The following is a 22372-nucleotide window of genomic DNA, read 5'->3' on the forward strand; positions in this document are numbered from 1 at the left end:
TCCGGCCTGCGGAAGCACCGCCATTAACTGTGGGAAATCCGGCCGTCGCGCGTTAGGGCAAAAGCCGAATCTCTTTATAGATTTTGCGCATCACAACACACGGGAATGGCCGCCATGACGTCTCTTGATCTCAACACCTTGAAACCCATGGCAAATGCCGTTCGCGCACTGGCGATGGATGCGGTCGAAGCGGCCAAATCCGGTCACCCCGGCATGCCGATGGGCATGGCCGATGCGGCGACCGTCCTCTGGTCGCGGCATCTCAAATTCAATCCGGCCGATCCCGACTGGCAGGACCGCGACCGCTTTGTGCTGTCGGCGGGCCATGGCTCCATGCTGATCTATGCGCTCCTACACCTTACCGGCTATGCCGATGTGACGCTGGACGAGATCCGGAATTTCCGCCAACTCGGCTCGAAAACGCCGGGCCATCCCGAATATGGCCACACCACCGGCATTGAAACGACAACCGGGCCGCTGGGGCAGGGCATTTCCACCGCCGTCGGCATGGCGCTGGCCGAACGGATCCTGAATGCCCGATTCGGCGATGATCTGGTCGATCACCGCACCTGGGTGATCGCGTCGGATGGCGACCTTCAAGAGGGTATCAGCCACGAGGCCATTTCGCTTGCCGGGCATCTCGGGCTCAATCGCCTCACAGTCCTGTGGGATGACAATTCCATCCAGATCGATGGCTCGACCGGGCTGGCCGAGACCTCCGATGTGCTCAAACGCTTTGAAGCGGCGGGCTGGGATAGGGACGCCGTTGATGGTCATGACATGGAAGCGGTCGATGCGGCGCTTGCCCGCGCTAAAACCTCGCGGAAGCCGGTCCTGATTTCCTGCAAGACGATTATCGGGTTTGGCGCACCCAACAAGGCGGGGAAATCGTCCAGCCATGGCTCGCCCCTCGGCGCAGATGAACTGGCCGCGGCGAAGCAGGCGCTGGACTGGCCGCACACCGCCTTTGATATTCCAGAAGATATCCGGACGACCTGGAAAGCGGCCGCTGAAGGCGGGGCCATCGCGCACAAGGCCTGGAAAGACCGCTATGAGAACACCTCACGCCGCGAGGAATTCGATGCCGCTTTCAAGACCGGACTGCCGATCAAGGCCGCCCGCAAACTGGCAGATTGGCGCCGCGAACTGGCCGCAGAGAAACCTGACCTCGCCAGCCGCGCCTCCTCGGGGCGGGTGCTGGAACAGATTGTGCCGGTGATGCCGGAACTGGTCGGCGGATCGGCAGACCTGACCGGGTCCAACCTGACCAAAACGCCCGATCAGCAAGTCATCCAGGCCGGGGCTTATGGCGGTCAGTATATCTATTATGGCGTTCGCGAACACGGAATGGCGGCGTGCGCCAACGGTCTGTCGCTGCATGGCGGCGTGCGGCCCTATATCGGCACCTTCCTGGTCTTCGCCGACTATTGCCGCCCCGCCATTCGTCTCGCCGGTCTGATGAACCAGCCCGTCACCTATGTCTTCACCCATGATTCCATCGGGCTTGGCGAAGACGGCCCGACCCACCAGCCGGTCGAGCATCTGGCCTCCTTGCGGGCCATGCCCAATGTCCGCGTCTTCCGCCCGGCCGACGCAATGGAGACCGCCGAAAGCTGGGAGCTGGCCCTGTCGCACCAGACCGGACCAACACTCTTGGCGCTGTCACGCCAGAAACTGTGCTTCGCACGGCAGGATGACGGGTCGGAAAATCTGTCGGCGCGCGGGGCCTATGTGCTGCGCGATGCGCCGGATGCAAAGGCCGTGATCATCGCCACGGGTTCGGAAATCGGCATTGCTCTGGAAGCCGCTGAAACCCTTGCCAACAAGAGCGTTCCGGTTCGTGTCGTGTCGGCCCCCTGCATCGAGATTTTCCTCGAGCAGGACCACGCCTATCAGGACAGTGTGCTGCCGAAGGGCCTGCCGCGGATCGCGGTCGAGGCCGGGCTCCGCTATGGCTGGGATGCCATCATCGGCCGCGAGGGCGGCTTTGTCGGTATGACCGGCTTTGGCGCATCCGCACCTGCCGAAGCGCTCTACGAGCACTTCGGCATCACTGTGGATCGCATTGTTGAAGAAGTGGAGGCGCGGGTCTAGCCGACGCGTTCCACCACGCCATAGCCGAAAAGCTGGTTCAGTGCTTTTTGCGCTTCTTCCTCACCGGCCGCCTCGAAGGTCGATAGATCAATCTCTTCACCGTCGAGCACCTTGTCGAGCCCGGCTTCAACCGCGCTCGGGAAGATCAGCTCACCGCCGGCCGTGATCAGGACCAGACGATTCTCGTCCTCGGCCAGTCGCCAGGGAATATTCGGCCGCAGGCGGAATTTCGCGCCCGGTATTGTGGATCCCCCGCGTCCGGTGATCGCCCCTTCGGAATAGGGCGGCCGCGAGCGTATGAAGTTGTCGACGAAGAGATCGAACGCGCCTTCCATATCGGCTTCTTCGCCGATTTTCTTGACCAGCGTATCGAAATGCGCCTGTGCAATGGAGCGGTCGAAATCGGCCCGCGCATAACCGGGTGGCAGGGACTGGCGGAATTCCGGATGGCGCAGCGCCACTTCCGAGACCGCTTCCAGCATCAGGTCGGCCCAGGTTTTCACGATCATGCCAACCGTGATGTGCAGGCTGTCCGACGCGCCCTGCGCCTGTGCGTCATGCATCAGGCCGCGAGGGACATAGGCACAATCGCCCGCCTTCAGAACGAATTCCTCGACGAGATCGCCGGGCTGCACGTGATCGGGGTTGAAGCCTTCGCCGCGATAGGGTTTGTCGACGCTCTGGTCATACAGACGCCACAGCTTCTCGCCTTCGACCTGCAGCACGAAGACATCATGATCATCATAATGTGTGCGGAAGCCCTGATTGTTGGGCGGCGTCAGATAGATATTCGTCTGCACATGGCTGGAGAAAATCGCTTCCATCGCGCGGCAGAAACTCTTCAGGCCCAGATCGGCCTGATGCAATTGCGGCAGGATCAGCGTGGCACCTTCCTGATAGAGATTGGCCACTGAACCGCGATCGGCAAACCCGTTGGACAATACGAATTGTTCCCGGGAGATTTGCGGTTCGGCCCGCGCCATATCCAGGTCGTCACCGTGAAAATCGCGGCTGGCGAGCAGGGTGTCGATCTTGGCGACGGACAACAAATCCTTGTACCGGTCCGGTTCATCACGAGAGACGATCAACGCCTTCTTCTCGAAATAGGTTTTGAAGAAGTCGTCAGTCCCGTTCGGACCAATGCAGTAATCCAGAACGTCGCGTCCCCAAGGATGGTCAGCCATATTTTCCCCGCGCAAATTGTCGTGTCGCTGTGCGGATGCGCGGCGACTTTCTTTGAATGAAATCAGGAATTCCGGAACTGTCCAGCACTGTTTGCGGCAATTATCATCGCGGGCCGGGTGAGGCGTCGATTGGCCGCATTCATTCCCGGCTCCGGTTAAAAAAAGACGGCAAACGGATCAGGCCGGGGCCTGGTCACGGGTCGTCCGGCGCGGCGGGTCAATCCGGGGATCAACCAACGCGCCGGCCCATCAGTCAAGCCTGCCAGACCTAGCAGCGGCGCCCGCTTCCAACCGGATCACCATATGTGCCGACATCGCTATCCGAGCAGTTGCGGCGCCGGTTGCCACGACCGTTTCCAGCCGGATCGGCATAAGTACCGGTATCACTATCGGTAATGCCGCTACCACCACGTCTACGCCCGCCCCGGCCATTGCCGACGGGGTCTGCATAAGTGCCGGTGTCGTTGTCGGTGATTCCGGTATTGCGTCCGCCACCGCGGCGTCCGCCCCGGCCATTGCCCACCGGATCCGCATAGGCTCCGGTGTCGCTGTCGGTGATGCCGGTATTGCGCCCGTAGCGCCCGCGGCCGTAACCGGCCGGATCGGCATAGGCGCCGACATCAGCATCGGTAATTCCGGTATAGGACCCGCTTGTTGCGCACCCCGTCACCAGACCTGCGGCACCGGTGGCTACGCCGACCCCGGCAACCCGGGTCAGAAAGGAACGGCGGCTCAGCTTCGTTTTCTTGGCCATTCAGGCCTCCTGTATTGCGTATATGACGGGAGATCGGGCCTAGCAGCGATCCCCGCGGCCAATCGGGTCGCCATAGGTTCCAGTGTCGGAATCGGTGCAGCGGCGGCGTCCACGGCCATTGCCAACCGGATCCGCATACGCGCCGGTATCACTATCGGTCAGCCCGGTGCGGCGGCTACCCCGGCCATTGCCGGCAGGATCGGCATACGTGCCACTATCACTGTCGGTGACGCCCGTGCGGCGGCTGCCGCGGCCATTGCCAGCGGGATCGGCATAGGTGCCGCTGTCACTATCGGTGATGCCGGTGCGGCGGCTGCCGCGGCCATTTCCGGCGGGGTCGGCATAGGTACCGCTATCGCTATCGGTGACGCCGGTGCGGCTGCTGCGGCCATAACCGGCACGGTCGGCATAGCGGCCGCTATCACTGTCTGTGACGCCTGTCCGGCCATAGCCGGCGCGGTCTGCATTCCGGCCCGAATCCGAGTCGGTACGCCCGGTCCGGTTCTGGGCGAGCGCTCCGCCGGTAATTGTGGCCGCTGCGCCGGCAGCCATCGTGGCACCGGCCACTTTTGTCAAAAACGAACGGCGGCTGAGTTTGCCTTTTTGGGCCATGATACGGCCTCCCCTGATGTCTGTTATCCGGCAATAGCCGGGACCCTCGCACTTGAAGCGTAGCCTTGCGTCAGGCCCAGCGTCAAACAGGAACAGGGTGCATTTTCAAATAAATCGACGAAAAAGCAGGATTAGTTGAAAGAATGAGAAGCATTCTCACAAAATTGATGTGAATCAATATCAGTTGCGGCAAGTTCGAATGTGAAAATCCATTTGGACACAAAAAAACCGGCAGCCCGAAAGCCACCGGTTTTCCTGTAAGTCTGGCGAAGAGGGCTAGCCGCCGCGACCACGACCCGCCGGGTCGGAACAACCCGATGTGTCGCTGTCGGTGTAGCCGGAATTGCCGCGGCCATGGCCAGCATTGTCAGCGCAACCGCCGGTATCGCTATCGGTGTAGCCGGTGTAACCGGTACCGCGTCCAGCCTGATCGGCGTAAGCGCCGCCGTCATTGTCGGTGATGCCGGTACGGCCATTGCCGGCCGGGTCGGAATTGCCACCGCTGTCGGCGTCTGTACGGCCGCGGATCATTGATGCGCCTGCAACGGCACCGACGGCACCGGTGATGGCGACACCACCAACGACGCGCGTCATGAAGGAACGACGGCTGAGTTTACCTTTTTTGGCCATGTGAGTGGGCCTCCCTTAGAACTGACTGAATAAGCTGCGCATCCCCCGCGAAGCTGATTTCGGATACAAGGTATGCGGCTAAATGTCCGATAGTCAAACAGAATCTCGCCTATACTTGGTTCATGATAGTCATTCGCAGGTAAAATCCCCTCCAGGTTGAAAAACGCTACCATATTCGTGAATTTGATAATCATTATCAGAATCTGCATTTGCTAAATGAGAGTGATTTGCAAGTAATGCCGGTTTGCAGGCCGGGGACTGTGCGATCCGCGCCGTTCGGGGCTAGTCTGCCGCCCATGAGTTCAGCGATTCGCATCCTCGGCATTGATCCCGGCCTCCGGCATACCGGCTGGGGCATTATCTCCGTTGATGGCTCCCGTTTGAGCCTCGTCGCGGAAGGCCGGATTTCGGCCAGAACCGATTTGCCGCTCTCCGACCGCCTGATGACCATTCACGCCGCGCTCGAAGTGATCATTGCCGAACACAGACCGGATGAGGCCGCTGCCGAGGAAACCTTCATGGCGACCAATGCTGCCAGCGCGCTGAAACTCGGTCATGCCCGGGCGGCTGCCTTGCTCGCCCCGGCGCGCGCCGGTCTTCCGGTGGCGGAATATGCGGCCCGCCTGGTCAAGAAGGCCGTGGTCGGCACGGGCGGCGCCGACAAGGCGCAGGTCGCGGCGATGGTCGGGATATTGCTGCCGGGCTGCAAGGCAAAGGATGATGCCGCGGATGCGCTTGCCGTGGCGATCTGTCATGCTCACCATCGCACGACGCGGAATCTGGGGAGTGCCGCATGATCGGAAAACTGCGCGGTATTGTCGATGCCATTGGCGAGAGTGAGGCCGTAATCGATGTGAACGGCGTCGGCTATCTCGTCGGCATGGGCGGACAGGCGCTCGCACGGCTGACCCAGGGCACAGACGTCGAGGTCCATATCGAGACCTATGTCCGCGAGGATGCCTTCAAGCTGTGGGGCTTTCTGTCGGAACGCGAGCGGGCCTGGTTTGCGCGGCTTCAATTGATTCAAGGCGTGGGCGCGAAAGCGGCTCTGGCCATACTTGATGCGCTCGGCGTGGACGAGCTGGAAAGCGCCGCCGCGCTCGGCGATGCGGCCGCCTTCGGCAAGGCCAAGGGCGTCGGCCCGAAACTCGCCGCCCGGCTGGCGCTGGAAATGAAGGACAAGCCGCCACCCACGGGCCGGGCCTTTGCCTCGGGCTTCAGCGTTGCGGCCCATGCGGGGCTCGCCTCGACCCAGCCCTCGGAAGCGCCCGCCGGCAATAATGCCGCGCGCGAAGAAGCCGTCTCGGCGCTCACCAATCTCGGCTATGCCGAGACCGATGCGCGCCGTGCCGCTGCTGCCGCAAGCCGTGCCAGCCCTGATGCCGATATTGCAACCCTGATCCGGCTGGCGCTGAAGGATTTGTCGAAATGAGACTCCTGTTCAGCGCGGCCCTGCTCGCTGCCACTCCCGCCATCGCCTCGGCCGATGTGACCATCCGCTTCATCGCCAATGAAGGCGTCCACATCACCAATGGTGAATCCGGCGTGCTGATCGACGCTCTCACCTGGAATTCCTACGATGGCACCTATGCCTTGCCATCCAACGAAGCCCGCGCCGCCATGATTGCGGGCGAAGCACCCTATGACGATGTCATGGCGCTGCTGTTTACGCATATTCATGGCGATCACTCAGACGCCGCTGCGGCCGTTGAGTTTCTGAACGCACAGGCCAGTGCGACTATGGCGGCATCTCCCCAGATCACCGATGCGATGCGAAACAATGAAGTCGCGCTGGCTGACGGTGCGGACCAGAGGATTATTCCCGTTCCGCTGTCTGCCTCGGATCCCGGCCCCTGGGCGCATCCCCGGTTTGATTTCATCGAGGGTGCCTGGCTTTTCCACCGCGAGGGCGTCGACAATGTCACCTGGCATGTCGAGCTGGATGGCGTCTCCATCCTGCATCTCGGCGATACCCAGCCGCAAATGGCCGACTTCTCGGTCTGGAACGACACAGAGTTTGACGTCATCCTCTATCCCTACTGGTTTGCGCAGATGGCAGAGGGTATCGCGTTCCTCGACTCGCGCCCCGAGGCGCGCGCCATCGCCTTCCACCTGCCCGCTGCCGCCACACCGCTGACCATCCGTGCCGGGCTGGGCGAACGGGAATATCTGTTCGGCGAGGGCAGCGAAGTGGTGATTGAAACCGAATGACCGACGCGCGCGACATATCCCCTGAAATCCAGCCCGAGGATGGCCGCGACAAGGCGTTGCGGCCGCTATCTTTTGCTGAATTCGTGGGCCAGCCGGCGGCAATTTCCAATCTGAAAGTCTTTGTCGCGGCGGCGCGCCGCCGCGACGAAGCGCTGGACCATGTTCTGCTCTCCGGCCCGCCGGGTCTGGGCAAGACCACTTTGGCGCAGATCGTGGCCAAGGAGCTTGGCGTCAATTTCCGCGCCACATCCGGCCCGGTGATTGCCAAGGCCGGCGATCTCGCCGCCATCCTCACCAATCTGGAACCGCGCGACGTGCTCTTTATTGACGAGATTCACCGGCTGGCCCCGGTGGTCGAGGAAATTCTCTATCCCGCCATGGAGGATTACTGCCTCGACCTCGTGATCGGCGAGGGGCCGTCGGCGCGCACAGTCCGCATTGATTTACCGCCCTTCACACTGGTTGGGGCCACCACCCGCGCGGGCCTTCTGGCCACACCGCTGCGTGATCGTTTCGGCGTGCCGGTGCGTCTGGAATTCTATGACACGGCGGAGCTGGCCGGCATTGTCGGCCGCGCCTCAAGAAAGCTCGGCCTGTCAATGACCGAAGACGGTGCCACCGAGATCGCGCGCCGCGCCCGCGGCACGCCGCGTGTCGCCGGGCGGCTCTTGCGCCGGGTCCGGGATTTTATCGAGGCTGACGGCCTTGCCACAATCGATGCTGCCGCAGCGGACAAGGCGCTGAAACGGCTGGAGGTTGACGAGATCGGCCTCGACAGTCTCGACCGCCGCTATCTCAATGCGCTGACCGGGCATTTCGGCGGCGGGCCGGTGGGGCTGGATACGCTGGCGGCAGCCTTGGCCGAAGCCAAGGACGCGCTGGAAGACGTGGTCGAACCCTTCCTTATCCAGCAGGGCTTTATCCAGCGCACACCGCGCGGACGCGTGGCGGCCGCCCGCGCCTGGTCGCATCTCGGGCTGAATATGCCGCAATCCTTGCAGAATACGCTGTTCGACGAGGGCAAATAGCCTCAGGCCGCTTTGGAAGCCGGCCTTGCATCCGCTTTTTTCACGGGCAGACGCGCGACAAAGCGTGATCCCACACCCGGCACGCTGCTGGCGTTCAGCTCGCCGCCCATCAGATCGCACAATTGCCGCGATATGGAGAGACCGAGCCCGGTGCCGCCATGAATTCGCGTGGTCGAGGCATCGGCCTGGGTGAAAGGCTCAAACAGGCGCGCCAGTTTTTCCGGCGGGATTCCGATCCCCGTATCCTGAACGATGAATTCAACCGAATCCGTGGCCACTAGCACGGACAGGCGCACCTGACCCCTCGAGGTAAATTTCACGGCATTCGAGATCAGATTGTTCATCACCTGGCTGGTCCGCAGGGGGTCGCCGATAAACTGGCCATAGACCTGCTCGGGCAGATCGGTGGTGAATTTCACGCCCTTGGCTTCCGCCGACAGGCTGTGCAGTGACACAACGGTATCGATGATCTCGGCAAGATCGAAGGAGATATCCTCGACCTGCAATTCGCCGGCCTCGATTTTCGACATGTCCAGAATGTCGTTGAGCAGGGTGAGCAGCATCTCTCCGGACTTCTCGATGATCTCGACCTGGCCGCGTTGCGCGTCCGACAGGTCCGAGCTCTTCATCAGTGCGGCCATGCCCAGAATGCCATTCATCGGCGTGCGGATTTCATGGCTCATATTGGCCAGAAACTGGGACTTGGCGATATTTCCGGCATTGGCCGCCCGCCGCGCCGAATCCAGTTGCTGGTTGGCTTTTTCCATCTCGCGATGAAACACGGCCATGACAAGCGACACTGTGATGACCAGCAAACTCAGCGTGATCATATTCCACCGCGCCGCGACCGCCTCGTCAAAACCGGCGGGCAAACCGGGCAGGTAAGGCCGGAGATAATAAAGCGCGGCGATGGTTCCGATCGTCAGGACAGCCGCAATCGCGCCGGTGCGATAGCCGATCAGGAAGGTCGCCAGGATGGGAAAGGCGGCATAATATAGAATGACCGGATTGGCCGATCCGCCCATGGTCGCAGCCGGTATCAGGATCAGCAAATAGCCGAGCGACAGCACAAATGCCGAGACCAGCTTCAACCGGCCTGTCCAGAACAGCGCGAAGGGCGCGGCCAGACAGAGCATGGGCCCGAACAGGCCGACATAGGTCTGCAGCGGATAGTCCGCGACAGTCGAACTGAAAGCCGCCAGCGCCGGCAAAGCGCCCAGTATGCCCATGGCCGTCGACAGGACGGCCAGCAATCGCCGCCGTGCCGTTCCCAGCACGTCTTGCGGGTCCGACGAGGGCCAGAAAATCTGCCTCAGCTGAGAAAGCCCCATGGATCGCTCTTTGCCTATCTGCCAGTCTGGAAACACTATGACCGGCGGACTACGAGGGAGTTAATCCATATGCCGAAGCTCAGCCCGCATTGCGGAGAATGGGGGGATGACAACATCCACCGCTTGCCCGTGCGCGTCTATTTCGAAGACACGGATTTCTCGCAGATCGTCTATCATGCCCGCTATCTGCATTTCTTCGAGCGCGGCCGCACCGAAAGCCTCCGCGCGCTGGGCGTTCATCATTCCGAGCTGGTCAATGGCGCCGATCCGGTCGCCTTTGCCGTCCGCTCCATGGATATCCAGTGGCTGCGCCCGGCCAGAATCGATGAAGCCCTGATCGTGGAAACGGTCTACCGCCCGAACAAGGGCCCGCGCCTGCGCATGGATCAGACGATCCGCCGCGGTGACGAAGTCTTGTGCACGGCCAGCGTGGAGGCGGTCATCATCGACCCGTCCGGCCGTCCGCGCCGCCCGCCGAAATGGATGATCGACGTCTGGACGCCGGTGCTGACTCCCGAGGCGGAGTAACGCCGGCCTCACAAATCTGCCGCATTCTGACGCAAATTTAAGACGCGTTACACGTGCATCTGCTTGACGCGCCGGGTCGAGTCCGCTTGGAAGCGTCAGATTAACGCTTATCGGCGACACCTCTACGGGATTGGCCGGGATTGAAAGGACGATTGATGGAAAACGGGATTATCGAAATCGCGCCTGCGGCGCAGGAGTTTGGCTTTCTCGAGCTTTTCCTGATGGCCGACTGGGTGGTGAAGGCGGTGATGGGCATTCTGGTCATCATGTCGGTCTGGTCCTGGGCGATTGCGGTCGACAAATGGCTGTCCCTGCGCAGTGCCCGATCCAAGGGCCGCACCTTCGAGGAGGCCTTCTGGTCAGGACGTGATCTCGATTCCCTGGCCAATGAATATGGCAAGAAGCCGCGCGATCCCTTCTCCCGGGTCTTCGCTGCCGGGCTTCGCGAATGGAAAGGCCGCAATGCCGGTGACCGGGTCGCGAAGGCGGCGAATGCTGAATCCGGCCGCGAGCTGTCAAAACTTGAAGGCGGCCTGGGCATGCTCGCCACCATAGCATCGTCTGCGCCCTTTATCGGCCTGTTCGGGACCGTCTGGGGCATCATGAACTCCTTCCGCGCCATTGCCGCTTCGCAGGACACCAATCTGGCCGTCGTGGCACCGGGTATTGCCGAAGCCCTGTTCGCCACCGCACTGGGCCTTCTGGCGGCGGTTCCGGCTGTCATCTTCTTCAACGCCCTGTCGTCCAACCTGTCGGGCTATGCCACCAAGCTGGAAGCCTTCGTCGATGAATTGTCGGCTCTGGCCGACCGGGGCGAGGACTGATCCATGGCGGGATCTGTCTCTTCCGGAGGACGCCGCGGGCGCTGGCAGCCCAAGGCGGAAATCAATGTGACACCCTTTGTGGATGTCATGCTGGTGCTCCTGATCGTCTTCATGATCACCGCGCCGCTGCTCACTGTGGGCGTGCCCGTTGAATTGCCGGAAACCGAAGCGCGCAACATGCCCGCAGATGAAGAGCCGCTGACCGTCACCATTGGCGCGAATGGCGAAATCTTTCTTCAGGAAACCGCAGTCGAACTGGATCAGCTTGTACCGCGCCTGCGCGCCATTGGCGGTGCCGGCTATGAAGGGCGGATCTTTATCCGGGCTGACGAGGCCGCCGACTATGGCTCCGTTGTGCGCGTCATGGCGCGCATTTCCGCCTCCGGTTATACCAATCTGGGCCTGGTGACCGATCCGATCAGCACAGGATTGCGTGCTGAAAACCCAGACGATAACTGACGGTCGCCGGTATGCGCACAGCTCTCGTTGTCTTTGCTTCGCTGCTCGTGCATGCCGGTTTCATCGTGGCCGGACTGTTCTACTTTCCGCAGACCGTTCGCCAGTTCACGACCAGCCAGATTGTGCCGCTGGAGCTGATCACCGAAATCGCGGACGTGACCAACCTGCCTGAAGAAGAGGTGGAGGAAGAACCGGTCGAGGAAGAAGCGCCGCCTCCGGTCGCTGAACCCGAACCGGAGCCCGAGCCGGAAATCGACATGAATGCGGCGCCCGAAACGGAAGCCGCACCGGAACCCGAGCCCGAGCCGGAGCCGGAATTCGTGCCCGATCCGGAACCGGAAGCGCCCGCCCAGCCACCGGCGCAGACGGCACCGCAGCCGGCCCAGCCCGCCCGCGAACAATCTTTCGATGACATGCTGCGCGACCTCGCCAGTTCGGTGGACCGGGATCGCAGCTCCTCATCCTCTGGCCAGACGCAGGATTCCGCCGCTTCCTATGAGGCGATCGGCGTCACACTCGCGGACAGCATTCGCAGTCAGGCCCAACGCTGTTACCGCGGATCGGCGGATGCGCCGGATCCCGAACGCCTCATCGTCATGGTCCGCGTTCGCCTGAATCGGGACGGCAGTCTCGACGGCCCGCCCGAAGCGTTGAACCGGCAGGCGATTGATGTGTCCGGTGACCGATACTGGCGTGTCGCCCGGGAGCGGGCCCTTGCGGCGGTCATTGATTGCGCCCCTTATCGGCTGCCGGCCGAATATTTTTCCATCTGGCGCCGCATAGATGTCACTTTTCGCAACGAGACTTGATGCTACCCTGCTGCTGAGTTTCTGGAGATCCGAAATCATATGACCCGGTTTATTCGCCTTTTGAGCCTTCTTTTCATGGTTGCCCTTCCCGCTGCGGCGCTGGCCCAGCAACCCCTGCAGGTGGATATTTCGCGGGGCAATCTCGAGCCTGTTCCGATCGCCATTCCCGACTTCATCGACGTTGGCGGCACAGATGGTCGCGGCGGCGATATTGCCGGCGTCATTGCGGCAGACCTCGTCAGCTCCGGCCTGTTCTCGACCATCGATGAGCGCGCCTTCATCGAGGATATTCAGGATTTCAATCTGCGTCCGCGCTTTCAGGACTGGCGTGTCATCAACGCCGATGCCCTTCTGATCGGGCAGGTCACGCGGCAATCGGATGGCCGTCTTCTGGTGGGCTTTCGTTTGTGGGATACGCGCCTGCAGGAGCAGATGGTCGGTCTGCAATTTGTCACCGCGCCGGAAAACTGGCGCCGGGTGGCGCACCGCGTCGCCGATGCCGTCTATGAGCGCCTGACCGGTGAAGGCGGCTATTTCGATACAAGGGTGATTTACGTTTCCGAAGGCATCGGGCCGCGCGGCGAGCCGGTTCGCCGTCTGGCCGTGATGGATCAGGACGGGGCCAACCCCTCCTTCCTGACCGACCGGTCCTACTGGTCGCTCCTGCCGAACTATTCGCCAAGCGCCCAGCAGATTACCTATGTCTCCTTCCTCGACGGGCAGGCGACCACCTATGTCTACGATCTCGAAAGTGGCCGCCAGGAAGCGCTGTTCGCCTCCGGCGGAGCAGGCCTTGCCCGGATTGATCCGGACGGGCAATCGCTGTCGGCGCGTTTCTCGCCCGATGGCGAGCGTCTGGCCGTCTCGATCGAGCTTCAGGCCGGCCACGACATCCATCTCTTCGATCTGCGCTTGCGCAGCCTGCGTCGCCTGACCGAACACCCGGCCGATGATGTCGAGCCCAGCTTCTCGCCCGACGGCGAACGGATCGTCTTCTCCTCCAGCCGCAGCGGCGGCTCACAGCTCTACGTCATGAATGCCAATGGCGGCGATGTGCAGCGCATGTCCTTCGGTGAAGGCCGCTATACCGCGCCGGTCTGGTCGCCGCGCGGCGATCTGATCGCCTTTGTCAAACAGCATAACGGCCAGTTTTCTCTGGGCGTCGTCGCGGCCGATGGCTCCGGCGAAGAGCGCATTCTCTATCAGGGCTATTATGTCGACACGCCGGCCTGGTCGCCGAATGGACGGGTCATTCTCTTCACCCGGGGGGACCGCGGGCGTGAAGGTACGGAGTATGAAATCTGGAGTGTTGACCTCGCCGGTTTCAATTTGCGGCGCATGCCGATCAATGGACAATCGTCTGATCCGGCATGGTCGCCCTTGATCGAATAGGGCTTTTGGCAGTAGCGTGAAAACAGGGCGTGCGGAATAAGCCGTCTTTGTGTGGAAAACCTGCCCGAACAGGCAGTTTTGTCGCGAAAATGGCGTAATCGTGCGTAGTGGTGGAAGTTCCGGGGGCTGGCTCAGACCCGGCGAATAAGGGATAGGACAGATATGAAGTTCAAGCTTTTACTGATTGCGGGCATGACAGCCGTTCTGGCGGCATGCGCGTCAACACCGCCGCAGACCACAACCGAAGCCCCGACATCGGAGCCGCCGCGCACGACGCGTACGGATACGACGGGGACTGTGGATCCGGGGCCGGTTCCGGGGACGGAAGCCCACTTTGTGGCGACCGCCGGCGACCGTGTTTTCTATGACCTTGACCGGTCGACATTGACGGCTGCAGGCCGTGAGACCCTGCGCCGTCAGGCCGACTGGCTGAACGCCTATTCGGGCACGAACATCCTGATCGCCGGCAATTGCGATGAGCGCGGCACGCGCGAATACAATCTGGCACTGGGTGCACGCCGGGCCAATGCGGCCCGCGATTATCTGGTCAGCCTTGGCGTATCGCCATCGCGTATCCAGACCGTGTCATACGGCAAGGAACGGCCAACCTGCCGCGAATCCGGCGAACGTTGCTGGTCGCTCAACCGGAACGCCACCACCATGATAACCGGTGGCGTCACGGGCTAGAACCGGACAATTGTCCAGAGGAACGCCCGCAGTGTATCGCTGCGGGCGTTTTTCTTTGTTAATCCGGCCGCCGTATTTTCGCCGCCTCGATCGCCTATCCCGTGCCTCTATTGGCCAAAGACAGGGATGACCTGACCCATGATCCGTTATCTGATTCTCCCCCTCGCTATCCTGTTGTTCAGCGCACCCGTTGACGCGCAATCGCGACGCGAGCTCGCGTCGCGTCTGGATGCTGTCGAAGCGCGCCTCGCCGAGATGGACTCCCTGCGCATTGCCCAGAATGATCAGATGCTGACCCGGATTGCTGAACTTGAATTCCAGGTCCGGGACGCCACCGGACAGGCCGAACGTCTCGAATTTGAAAACCGCCAGCTGGGCCAGCGGATCGCTGCGCAAGACCGGGAAATCCAGAGCCTCCGCAATCAGCTCGCGGCCCTCCGGTCGCGGCCGGCGCAACAATATGATGACGAGGGCAACCCGGTCGATCCGGTGCCGGATGCAGGTGCCATGACCGATAGTGGCGAGCGCGCCAACACCGGTTCCGGTCCACGTGACCTCACCGGCGGCGGCCTTGCCGTGACCGATGCCGGCGATCCTTATGCCGCCGACCGCGCCGCTGCCACCCGGCCTCTGGGCGGAACCATCGCCGGAGCAGCTGACCGGGCCCCGGCCATGAGCGCCAATCAGGCTTATGGTCAGGCCCGCGCCAAACTGCTTGATGGTGATTTTGACGGGGCGCAGGAGGATTTCTCCAGCTTCATCGGCAATTTCCCCGACGACGAATTGATCGACGAAGCCTGGTTCTGGCTGGGCGAAACCTATTATGTGCGCGGCGATTATGCCTCGGCGGCAGATGCCTACATCACCTCCTTGCGCGAAGAACGGAACGGATCGGTAGCGCCCGATGCGCTGGTGCGTCTGGCCTCCTCTCTGGGCGCGCTCGGACGCAATGACGAAGCCTGTCAGACCCTTGCCCGCTTCTCCCGCGAATTTCCGTCCGCCGGCCCCAACGCCACGGCCCGCGCCGAACGCGAGGCCTTGCGCGCCGGGTGCCGCTAGAACCGCTGGATTTTAATCCGGATATCGTCTGCGGGCGGCTGGCGGCGCTGGGGACAGCGCCCTGTCTCATCGGATTCTCCGGTGGAGGTGATTCAACCGCCCTGCTGCTGATTGCGGCCCGCTGGGCCCGGCAATGCGATGTGCCATTGATCCCGGTGATTATCGATCACGCCCTGCGTCCGGAAAGCGCGCGCGAGGCCGAAGCGGCCGCGTCAAGGGCCCGGCAATTGGGGCTCAACCCGGAAATTGTCCGCTGGGAAGGCGATAAACCGGCATCCGGCATTCAGGCAGCCGCGCGCACCTTCCGTCTTCAGACCTTCGCCCGCATGGCCCGGGACGTAAATGCACAGACAATTCTCCTCGGTCACACGCTCGATGATCAGGCCGAAACCGTCTGGATGCGGCTTCAGGCCGGCGGTGGCCCCGATGCGCTGGCCGGCATGTCGGCGCGCAGCCCCTTGCCGCTCTGGCCGGAGGGGATGGCGCTTTCAATCGTCCGCCCGCTGCTCGATGTCTCCCGCGCCGCATTGCGCAACTGGCTGAGCCGCGAAGGTCAGTCCTGGATTGATGATCCTTCCAATGAGAGCCGCAACTTCACGCGCATTCGCAATCGCCAGACGCTGGCGCAGCTCTCCGATGGCGGGTTTGACGTCGCAGAACTTTGCGCCATGGCCGGGCGATTCCAGGCGTCCAGACGGTCCGGGGCATGCGAGGCGGCCGCCGTGTTGCTCAAATCCGCCACGCTGCTGCCCTGGGGCGGCATCAGGCTGGATCGAGGCGCATTGGGCGATGCCGCCGACCGTCCGGCGCAAAAAGCGATGGAGGCCGCGCGCGCTGCGGTCAGCGGCGACCCTTCACCCCGGATGGATGCCGCGAAGCGCCTGCTGGAGGCGTTGAAAGCCTCTGCATCGGCAACCGCAGGCGGAGCTGCGCTGACACTCTTCAGAGGCGAATGGTGGCTGGTGCGGGATCCGGGTGCCGTCGCGGGCCGCGCCGATCAGGCGGCTGCGCCGGTCAGCACCCTCCCGCTCGGAACGGCAACAATCTGGGACGGGCGTTTTGCTTTCACCCGGCCAGACCTCGAAATCTCTCTGCTGGGCAAGACCTATCCAACCGGAATAACGGCGGAAACGCTCAAAGCGGTCCCGGCTCTGGCGCGCCCGGGATTACCGTTGATCAGGCAAGGCGGACAGCTTTGTGGTATGCCGGGCCTGTCAGGGTCTGCGGACAAAGTGACACGGAGCCTTGCCAAAGCGCTGATCCGGCGGAATCTGTTTGAGGACAGACCGCCTGCATGGTTTGATGAACAACTGCACGCGCAAACGGCGCAAGGCTCGCATTAGCCGCACTTATACCCCATATCGGGACACAGACAGAGAACTAGCGACGGAAAACGAGATGAATATTCGCAATCTGATGATCTGGGCCATCATGATCCTCCTTCTGGTGGCGCTCTTTAATCTGCTGCAGCCGGGCGAAACCGCTCCGGGCGCACAGCAGATCGAATATTCGCGGTTTATAGAGCGCGTCGAGAATGATCAGATCAATCGCGTCACCATTGACGGCGACCGGATCATCTCTGGCGGCGCCGAACCGGTCTCGACCGTTTTTCCTGTTGCCGACGAACAGCTCTACGCCATCCTCCGGGCCAATGATGTCGAGTTTGAAGTCACACCCGCGGCCAGCGGCTTCAATATCTTCAGCTGGCTTCTCAGCATTTTCCCCTTCCTGCTGCTCATCGGTGTCTGGATCTATTTCATGCGCCAGATGCAGGGCGGTGGCCGGGGCGGCGCGATGGGTTTTGGCAAGTCCAAGGCGCGCCTTCTGACGGAGAAGTCCGGCCGCGTGACCTTTGACGATGTCGCCGGCATTGACGAGGCCAAGGAAGAGCTCGAGGAAATCGTCGAATTCCTGAAAGACCCGTCCAAATTCCAGCGTCTTGGCGGCAAGATTCCGAAAGGCGCTCTGCTGATCGGCCCGCCCGGAACCGGTAAGACGCTCACCGCGCGCGCTGTCGCCGGGGAAGCCAATGTGCCCTTCTTCACGATTTCCGGCTCGGACTTCGTTGAAATGTTCGTGGGTGTTGGCGCCTCTCGTGTCCGCGACATGTTCGAACAGGCCAAGAAAAACGCGCCCTGCATCATCTTCATTGACGAGATCGACGCCGTTGGCCGCTCACGCGGTGCCGGCCTGGGTGGCGGCAATGATGAGCGCGAGCAGACGCTCAACCAGCTGCTCGTCGAGATGGACGGCTTTGAAGCCAATGAAGGTATCATCCTGATCGCAGCGACCAACCGTCCGGACGTGCTGGACCCGGCGCTTCTGCGCCCCGGCCGTTTTGACCGTCAGGTCGTCGTGCCCAATCCCGACATCATCGGCCGCGAGAAAATCCTCAAGGTGCATATGCGCAATGTGCCGATTTCCGATGATGTGGAACCGAAAGTCATTGCCCGTGGCACGCCCGGTTTTTCCGGCGCCGACCTGGCCAATCTGGTGAATGAAGCCGCATTGCTGGCCGCGCGCCGCAACAAACGCATCGTCTCCATGGCGGAGTTTGAAGACGCCAAGGACAAGGTCATGATGGGGCCGGAACGCCGCTCCATGGTCATGTCCGACAAGGAAAAGGAACTGACCGCCTGGCACGAGGCCGGTCACGCCATTGTCTCCCTGAATGTTCCCGATGCCGACCCGGTCCACAAGGCGACCATCATTCCGCGCGGCCGCGCGCTGGGCATGGTCATGCGTCTGCCGGAAGCCGACAAGCTGTCGGAAAACTTCACCCAGATGACGTCTTTCCTCGCCATCGCCATGGGCGGCCGCATTGCCGAAGAACTGAAATTCGGCAAGGAAAAGATCACGTCCGGAGCGTCTTCCGATATCCAGCAGGCGACCCGCGTGGCCCGAGCGATGATCACCCAGTGGGGTTTCTCGGACAAGCTGGGCACCATCGATTATTCCGACGGCGGGGGTCAGAATGTTTTCCTCGGCCAGGAACTCACCCGGTCGAAGTCCATCTCCGGTGAAACCGCCCGCATCATCGAGGAAGAAGTGCGCCGCCTGATCGACGAGGCCAATGAAACCGCCCGCAAGATTCTGACCGAGAAGCGCAAGGACTGGGAAGCCCTGGCCGAAGGTCTGCTGGAATACGAAACCCTTTCGGGTGCCGAGATCACCGAATTGCTGAAAGGCAATCCGCCGACCCGCAATGCGGATATACCGCCATCGAAAGATGACACGCCATCGGGGGCCGTGCCGGCAACGGACGATGATGAGGAAACCTCGACGGGCACTGAACCCTCGGGTGGTCCCGCGCCGCAAGGGGCCTGATGTCCACCACATTTGAAGACCTGCAAGAGGCCATTCGCGAACGCGGGTGGCCTCTTGTCATGGGGATCGTCAATGTCACCCCGGACAGCTTTTCCGATGGCGGGCGATACGACGAGGCCAATGCCGCGATTGATCATGCGCTGCAGCTGGCGCGCGATGGCGCAGACATACTCGACATTGGCGGTGAATCCACACGGCCGGGGGCAAACCCGGTCGATGAAGCCGAGGAGCTGCGCCGCATCCTGCCGGTCATCCGGGGCATCAGACGTCATACCGATGCCGCCATATCTATCGACACGATGAAACCGGATGTCGCCCGTGCGGCCATGGAAGCGGGCGCAACGATCTGGAATGACGTGAATGCCTTGCGGGCCCCCGGGGCGCTGAGGACGGCGGCTGAACTGGGCTGCGGTGTGGTCCTGATGCACATGCAGGGCGAACCACAAACCATGCAGCAGAACCCGCACTATGACGATGTGGTCCGTGAGGTGTCCGCCTGTCTGTCAGAGCGCGCTGATGCCGCCATCGCCGCAGATGTCCGGCGCGAAAATATCTGGCTGGACCCGGGCATCGGCTTTGGAAAAGCGCTGCCGCATAATCTGGAATTGCTGCGCAGCATTTCTGACGTGTCGAATGACTTTCCGCTGCTGATCGGCGCGTCTCGCAAGCGTCTGATTGCCGAGCTGGACGAGGGCACGGAGGCCGAAAACCGTCTGGGTGGATCACTGGCGATTGCGCTTTATGCTGCGCAGCAAAAGGCGGCCTGTATTCGCGTTCACGATGTGCGGGAAACGGTGCAGGCGTTCAAAGTGCAGGCGGCCATCAATCAGCCGTTCTGACCTGCGATCCGTCCAGCGTCAGAATGTCGAGCTCGAGCTCATCGCCCTTGACCATATTGACGCCGGACACCTGCCCCAGCAGGCGTACACCCTGTTCTGCCAGAGCCGCATCAAAACCGGTGCGCTCTGTGGCGTCGACAACAGCAATGCCGCACTCGGGATGGAGCAGGAGGCTGGCCGCTGCGCCCGCGCCATCGGTCAGGGCCACATCCGTACCAAGGTAGAAGACATTGGAGGGCTCGCGGTAACCGGCTGTGGCGGCGGGATAGGCGTCGCACCCCTCCAGCGTCTCGACGATACGCGCCACCCGGTTGGACGGCCACGCCGCGTCGACGGACGGAATGGCGAACCCGAAGGCGACGAGGTATTGCACGGCAACAATAACGCTGAGTGGAATGAGGCGCGCAAGACCCGGCTTTACGGCAAACCAGATCAGAACCATTGCGCAAAGCGCGCCCAGAACCGTCGCTGCATAGGCGATTTCCGGATGCGTCTCGTTCAGCTCCAGCGCGCCATAGGTCGGAATGGCCGCTATGGCGAGGCCCGCCACAACCGCCAGCCCGATCCAGACGAAATGGAGCGTCTTGGTCTTCCACCCGGCCAGCAGGGCCGGAACCTGCATCAAGCCTGCCGCCGCCAGTATCGCCAATGCCGGAAAGGCCGGCAGCACATAATGCGGCAGCTTGGTCTGCACAAATTCGAACACGATCCAGGTCGGCAGGGCCCACATGATCAGAAAGCGGATTTCCGGTTTGTTGCGTCCCGCCCAGGCGGCCAAGAGTGCCAGGCCCAGCAAGGCAGAGCCCGGCCAGAACATGGCGGGCGATAACAGCGAGTGATAGAGGAAGGGCCCGCCATGACTGTCATCGGCCTCGCCGACCTTGCCGAACAGGGCATGACCGACCGATTCCTGCAGGAAGCCCCAATCGGTAGCGATATTGATGGCAATCAGCCAGGGCAGGGCGATGGCGGACAAAACCAGCAATCCCTTGATCCAGTGAAAGTTCGCCAGCGCTGAACGCGCGTCCTTGTAGAGAACCAGCACGAAGACAAAAAGCCCCGCCATGCCGCCCATCAGCACGGCAATGCCGCCGGGCAGAAAACCGAGCCCCACAAGCTTCAGAATTTCGATGAGAAACGCGGCGCCAAAAAGAATGAAAAGCCATTTCGCGTGATGTTTGAAAATGAAATAGCCGATCAGTGCCAGCGCGCTGACCATCGCTATGATCGGTCCTTTGATCATGATGGCGGCACCGCTCGCGGCCCAGAAGAGCAGCGGCCAGCCAATGAATTTCAGCCGCTCTCCGGCTTCGGCCTTCAGGAGCATCATCATCAGACCAGTCTGCGCCAGCACACCGGCGGCTAGCAACATGGCGTCGGTCTTGGCCGTGCGGGCTTCGACCTGCATCATCAGCGCGGTGGCCATCAGCAAACCGGCGGCCAGACCTGCCTGGGGGCCGAACAGGCGCGCCGCCAGCCAGGCCGTGCCGAAGACGGCGATCAGACTGCCTATCAGCGAGGGCAGGCGGAAGGCCCAGATATCGGCATCTGCGCCGCCAAAGGGCAGGGAGGTGATCACCTGCATCCAGTAGATGCCCGCCGGCTTCACATGCCGGGGATTTTCCTGGAAACGGATATCGACATAATCGCCGGTCTCGATCATCTGCGTCGACGCTTGCGAATAGCGCGCCTCGTCGCGGTCCATGACCGGCATGGAGGTCAGGCCCGGTGACATCGCCAGAAGCGCAATAAACGCCAGCACCAGCCAGGCGCGGATCGACAGGCCCCATTTCTCAGGCCCGGCCATCAGCCAGTCAGACAGAGCTTGCATCAGGCATCATCCTTCGGGGCAAACAGCAAGGCTTTCGACGGAATATGCGTACGCCGCATCAGCCAGTTCACACCCATCAGATCAAAGAAACCCGCAAAGGCGCGGCCGACATTCGTGTATTTTGTTTCGCCGGAAATCCGCGCCCGGTTCACGACGTCGACATAGATCTGGTCAAAGCCCAGATAGCGCGTCAGCGGCGGCAGATAACGGTGCAGGGAGTCAAAGAATGGCAAGGCGAGGAACAGGTCTCGCGGGATCACCTTCAGCCCGCAGGCCGTGTCCGGACAGTCATCGCGCAACATGAAGCGGCGGATGGCATTGCCGATCTTCGACGCCCATTTGCGGTTGGCCCCGTCGGTGCGGTTGGTCCGGCAACCGCAAACCAGTGCCGGTGCGTCCAGCGAGGCAAGGTCGATCTTCGATGCCATATCGACGACCGATTGCGGATCGTCCTGACCATCGCCGTCCATCGTTGCCACCCACAGCGTCTTCGCGGCCAGAAAGCCGGTGCGCAGCGCGGCGCTTTTGCCCGCGCGGTTCGGATGTTGAATGGCTGTGACGTGTGGATAGCGAGCACCCAGCGCGGTGAGCTTTTCCCACGTCGCGTCCGTCGAGCCATCTTCGACGGCAATGATGTGAAACGCCTCGAAGGCTGCGGAGAACACGTCTACGGCCTCGGCCATAACCGAGTCGATGTTTCCGGCTTCGTTGTGCACCGGAATGACGATGGAAAGTGTGCCTGCCTGCATGTCCGCCCGCTCTGTGCTATTGCG

The 22372-nt window shown here is 62.0% G+C and carries 22 protein-coding genes; 15 read left to right on the plus strand and 7 right to left on the minus strand.

Annotated features, from left to right (window positions below; translation table 11 throughout):
- Positions 1 to 105 precede the first annotated feature (105 nt).
- On the plus strand, positions 106 to 2094 hold the full coding sequence (gene tkt, locus HXX25_RS00300) for a transketolase (RefSeq protein WP_370543741.1): 1989 nt from the start codon (positions 106 to 108) through the stop codon (positions 2092 to 2094).
- Here the strand turns inward: tkt and HXX25_RS00305 are convergent.
- The 4 genes from HXX25_RS00305 to HXX25_RS00320 form a co-directional block, all read right to left on the minus strand.
- Positions 2091 to 3278 carry a cupin domain-containing protein gene (locus tag HXX25_RS00305; RefSeq protein WP_187166438.1) on the minus strand — a complete coding sequence of 396 codons (1188 nt, stop codon included), beginning with the start codon at positions 3276 to 3278 and terminating at the stop codon, positions 2091 to 2093. The two genes, tkt and HXX25_RS00305, sit on opposite strands and share 4 nt — an antisense overlap.
- A 268-nt stretch (positions 3279 to 3546) precedes the next feature.
- Positions 3547 to 4032, minus strand: a complete 486-nt coding sequence (locus tag HXX25_RS00310) for a hypothetical protein (RefSeq protein ID WP_187166439.1) — start codon at positions 4030 to 4032, stop codon at positions 3547 to 3549.
- 39 nt (positions 4033 to 4071) lie between these two features.
- The gene (locus HXX25_RS00315; RefSeq protein ID WP_187166440.1) at positions 4072 to 4644 is read right to left on the minus strand and encodes a hypothetical protein; all 573 of its coding nucleotides are present in this window, start codon (positions 4642 to 4644) and stop codon (positions 4072 to 4074) included.
- Positions 4645 to 4920: 276 nt separating this feature from the next.
- A complete protein-coding gene (locus HXX25_RS00320) occupies positions 4921 to 5274 on the minus strand; it encodes a hypothetical protein (RefSeq protein WP_187166441.1) in 354 nt (117 codons plus the stop codon).
- A 296-nt stretch (positions 5275 to 5570) separates the two neighbouring features.
- Between HXX25_RS00320 and ruvC the strand changes: the two genes are divergently transcribed.
- Genes ruvC through ruvB form a run of 4 tightly spaced genes read left to right on the plus strand, consistent with a single transcriptional unit; the run spans position 5571 to position 8513 of the window.
- Complete coding sequence (gene ruvC, locus HXX25_RS00325; protein WP_187166442.1) at positions 5571 to 6071, plus strand: crossover junction endodeoxyribonuclease RuvC; 501 nt, start codon at positions 5571 to 5573, stop codon at positions 6069 to 6071.
- Entirely contained in the window at positions 6068 to 6706 is a 639-nt protein-coding gene (gene ruvA, locus HXX25_RS00330; protein ID WP_187166443.1) for a Holliday junction branch migration protein RuvA, read from the plus strand. The genes ruvC and ruvA overlap by 4 nt, the downstream gene beginning before the upstream one ends.
- Positions 6703 to 7485, plus strand: coding sequence for an MBL fold metallo-hydrolase (locus HXX25_RS00335; RefSeq protein WP_187166444.1), 783 nt, complete (start codon positions 6703 to 6705; stop codon positions 7483 to 7485). Before ruvA ends, HXX25_RS00335 begins: the two co-directional genes overlap by 4 nt.
- Positions 7482 to 8513 carry a Holliday junction branch migration DNA helicase RuvB gene (gene ruvB, locus HXX25_RS00340; protein WP_187166445.1) on the plus strand — a complete coding sequence of 344 codons (1032 nt, stop codon included), beginning with the start codon at positions 7482 to 7484 and terminating at the stop codon, positions 8511 to 8513. Before HXX25_RS00335 ends, ruvB begins: the two co-directional genes overlap by 4 nt.
- Positions 8514 to 8515: 2 nt before the next feature.
- Here ruvB and HXX25_RS00345 read toward each other — a convergent pair whose 3' ends face one another.
- Positions 8516 to 9844, minus strand: a complete 1329-nt coding sequence (locus tag HXX25_RS00345) for an ATP-binding protein (RefSeq protein ID WP_187166446.1) — start codon at positions 9842 to 9844, stop codon at positions 8516 to 8518.
- A 69-nt stretch (positions 9845 to 9913) separates the two neighbouring features.
- Between HXX25_RS00345 and HXX25_RS00350 the strand changes: the two genes are divergently transcribed.
- The 10 genes from HXX25_RS00350 (at position 9914) to folP (ending at position 19768) form a co-directional block, all read left to right on the plus strand.
- Entirely contained in the window at positions 9914 to 10372 is a 459-nt protein-coding gene (locus HXX25_RS00350; protein WP_187166447.1) for a YbgC/FadM family acyl-CoA thioesterase, read from the plus strand.
- 155 nt (positions 10373 to 10527) lie between these two features.
- Positions 10528 to 11196, plus strand: a complete 669-nt coding sequence (gene tolQ / locus HXX25_RS00355; RefSeq protein WP_187166448.1) for a protein TolQ — start codon at positions 10528 to 10530, stop codon at positions 11194 to 11196.
- 3 nt (positions 11197 to 11199) lie between these two features.
- Complete coding sequence (locus HXX25_RS00360; RefSeq protein ID WP_187166449.1) at positions 11200 to 11655, plus strand: biopolymer transporter ExbD; 456 nt, start codon at positions 11200 to 11202, stop codon at positions 11653 to 11655.
- 11 nt (positions 11656 to 11666) lie between these two features.
- On the plus strand, positions 11667 to 12464 hold the full coding sequence (locus HXX25_RS00365) for a cell envelope integrity protein TolA (protein WP_187166450.1): 798 nt from the start codon (positions 11667 to 11669) through the stop codon (positions 12462 to 12464).
- Positions 12465 to 12503: 39 nt separating this feature from the next.
- Positions 12504 to 13856, plus strand: coding sequence for a Tol-Pal system beta propeller repeat protein TolB (tolB, locus tag HXX25_RS00370; RefSeq protein WP_187166451.1), 1353 nt, complete (start codon positions 12504 to 12506; stop codon positions 13854 to 13856).
- Between the two features lie 162 nt (positions 13857 to 14018).
- On the plus strand, positions 14019 to 14543 hold the full coding sequence (gene pal / locus HXX25_RS00375; RefSeq protein WP_187166452.1) for a peptidoglycan-associated lipoprotein Pal: 525 nt from the start codon (positions 14019 to 14021) through the stop codon (positions 14541 to 14543).
- Between the two features lie 138 nt (positions 14544 to 14681).
- A complete protein-coding gene (gene ybgF, locus HXX25_RS00380; protein WP_187166453.1) occupies positions 14682 to 15602 on the plus strand; it encodes a tol-pal system protein YbgF in 921 nt (306 codons plus the stop codon).
- Positions 15593 to 16945, plus strand: a complete 1353-nt coding sequence (gene tilS / locus HXX25_RS00385; RefSeq protein WP_187166454.1) for a tRNA lysidine(34) synthetase TilS — start codon at positions 15593 to 15595, stop codon at positions 16943 to 16945. Before ybgF ends, tilS begins: the two co-directional genes overlap by 10 nt.
- Positions 16946 to 17000: 55 nt before the next feature.
- Entirely contained in the window at positions 17001 to 18929 is a 1929-nt protein-coding gene (gene ftsH / locus HXX25_RS00390; protein WP_187166455.1) for an ATP-dependent zinc metalloprotease FtsH, read from the plus strand.
- Positions 18929 to 19768: a dihydropteroate synthase gene (folP, locus tag HXX25_RS00395; protein ID WP_233346744.1), complete on the plus strand. Its 840-nt coding sequence runs from the start codon at positions 18929 to 18931 to the stop codon at positions 19766 to 19768. Before ftsH ends, folP begins: the two co-directional genes overlap by 1 nt.
- On the opposite strand, the gene HXX25_RS00400 is transcribed toward folP, so the two are convergent.
- Entirely contained in the window at positions 19752 to 21599 is a 1848-nt protein-coding gene (locus HXX25_RS00400) for a glycosyltransferase family 39 protein (protein WP_187166456.1), read from the minus strand. The genes folP and HXX25_RS00400 overlap by 17 nt on opposite strands.
- Positions 21599 to 22348 carry a glycosyltransferase family 2 protein gene (locus tag HXX25_RS00405; RefSeq protein ID WP_187166457.1) on the minus strand — a complete coding sequence of 250 codons (750 nt, stop codon included), beginning with the start codon at positions 22346 to 22348 and terminating at the stop codon, positions 21599 to 21601. Before HXX25_RS00405 ends, HXX25_RS00400 begins: the two co-directional genes overlap by 1 nt.
- Between the last annotated feature and the right edge of the window lie 24 nt (positions 22349 to 22372).

This window comes from Hyphobacterium sp. CCMP332, from assembly GCF_014323565.1.
In the GTDB taxonomy this organism is placed as follows: Bacteria; Pseudomonadota; Alphaproteobacteria; order Caulobacterales; family Maricaulaceae; genus Hyphobacterium.

Coding starts and splice junctions, on each gene's coding strand:
- tolQ (WP_187166448.1), top strand. CDS start 10,528: ATGGAAAACGGGATTATCGAAATCGCGCCTGCGGCGCAGGAGTTTGGC.
- ruvA (WP_187166443.1), top strand. CDS start 6,068: ATGATCGGAAAACTGCGCGGTATTGTCGATGCCATTGGCGAGAGTGAG.
- HXX25_RS00305 (WP_187166438.1), bottom strand. CDS start 3,278: ATGGCTGACCATCCTTGGGGACGCGACGTTCTGGATTACTGCATTGGT.
- HXX25_RS00335 (WP_187166444.1), top strand. CDS start 6,703: ATGAGACTCCTGTTCAGCGCGGCCCTGCTCGCTGCCACTCCCGCCATC.
- HXX25_RS00365 (WP_187166450.1), top strand. CDS start 11,667: ATGCGCACAGCTCTCGTTGTCTTTGCTTCGCTGCTCGTGCATGCCGGT.
- folP (WP_233346744.1), top strand. CDS start 18,929: ATGTCCACCACATTTGAAGACCTGCAAGAGGCCATTCGCGAACGCGGG.
- HXX25_RS00350 (WP_187166447.1), top strand. CDS start 9,914: ATGCCGAAGCTCAGCCCGCATTGCGGAGAATGGGGGGATGACAACATC.
- ruvC (WP_187166442.1), top strand. CDS start 5,571: ATGAGTTCAGCGATTCGCATCCTCGGCATTGATCCCGGCCTCCGGCAT.
- HXX25_RS00405 (WP_187166457.1), bottom strand. CDS start 22,348: ATGCAGGCAGGCACACTTTCCATCGTCATTCCGGTGCACAACGAAGCC.
- pal (WP_187166452.1), top strand. CDS start 14,019: ATGAAGTTCAAGCTTTTACTGATTGCGGGCATGACAGCCGTTCTGGCG.
- tolB (WP_187166451.1), top strand. CDS start 12,504: ATGACCCGGTTTATTCGCCTTTTGAGCCTTCTTTTCATGGTTGCCCTT.
- HXX25_RS00360 (WP_187166449.1), top strand. CDS start 11,200: ATGGCGGGATCTGTCTCTTCCGGAGGACGCCGCGGGCGCTGGCAGCCC.
- HXX25_RS00400 (WP_187166456.1), bottom strand. CDS start 21,599: ATGCAAGCTCTGTCTGACTGGCTGATGGCCGGGCCTGAGAAATGGGGC.
- ybgF (WP_187166453.1), top strand. CDS start 14,682: ATGATCCGTTATCTGATTCTCCCCCTCGCTATCCTGTTGTTCAGCGCA.
- HXX25_RS00315 (WP_187166440.1), bottom strand. CDS start 4,644: ATGGCCCAAAAAGGCAAACTCAGCCGCCGTTCGTTTTTGACAAAAGTG.
- ftsH (WP_187166455.1), top strand. CDS start 17,001: ATGAATATTCGCAATCTGATGATCTGGGCCATCATGATCCTCCTTCTG.
- HXX25_RS00320 (WP_187166441.1), bottom strand. CDS start 5,274: ATGGCCAAAAAAGGTAAACTCAGCCGTCGTTCCTTCATGACGCGCGTC.
- ruvB (WP_187166445.1), top strand. CDS start 7,482: ATGACCGACGCGCGCGACATATCCCCTGAAATCCAGCCCGAGGATGGC.
- HXX25_RS00310 (WP_187166439.1), bottom strand. CDS start 4,032: ATGGCCAAGAAAACGAAGCTGAGCCGCCGTTCCTTTCTGACCCGGGTT.
- HXX25_RS00345 (WP_187166446.1), bottom strand. CDS start 9,844: ATGGGGCTTTCTCAGCTGAGGCAGATTTTCTGGCCCTCGTCGGACCCG.
- tkt (WP_370543741.1), top strand. CDS start 106: ATGGCCGCCATGACGTCTCTTGATCTCAACACCTTGAAACCCATGGCA.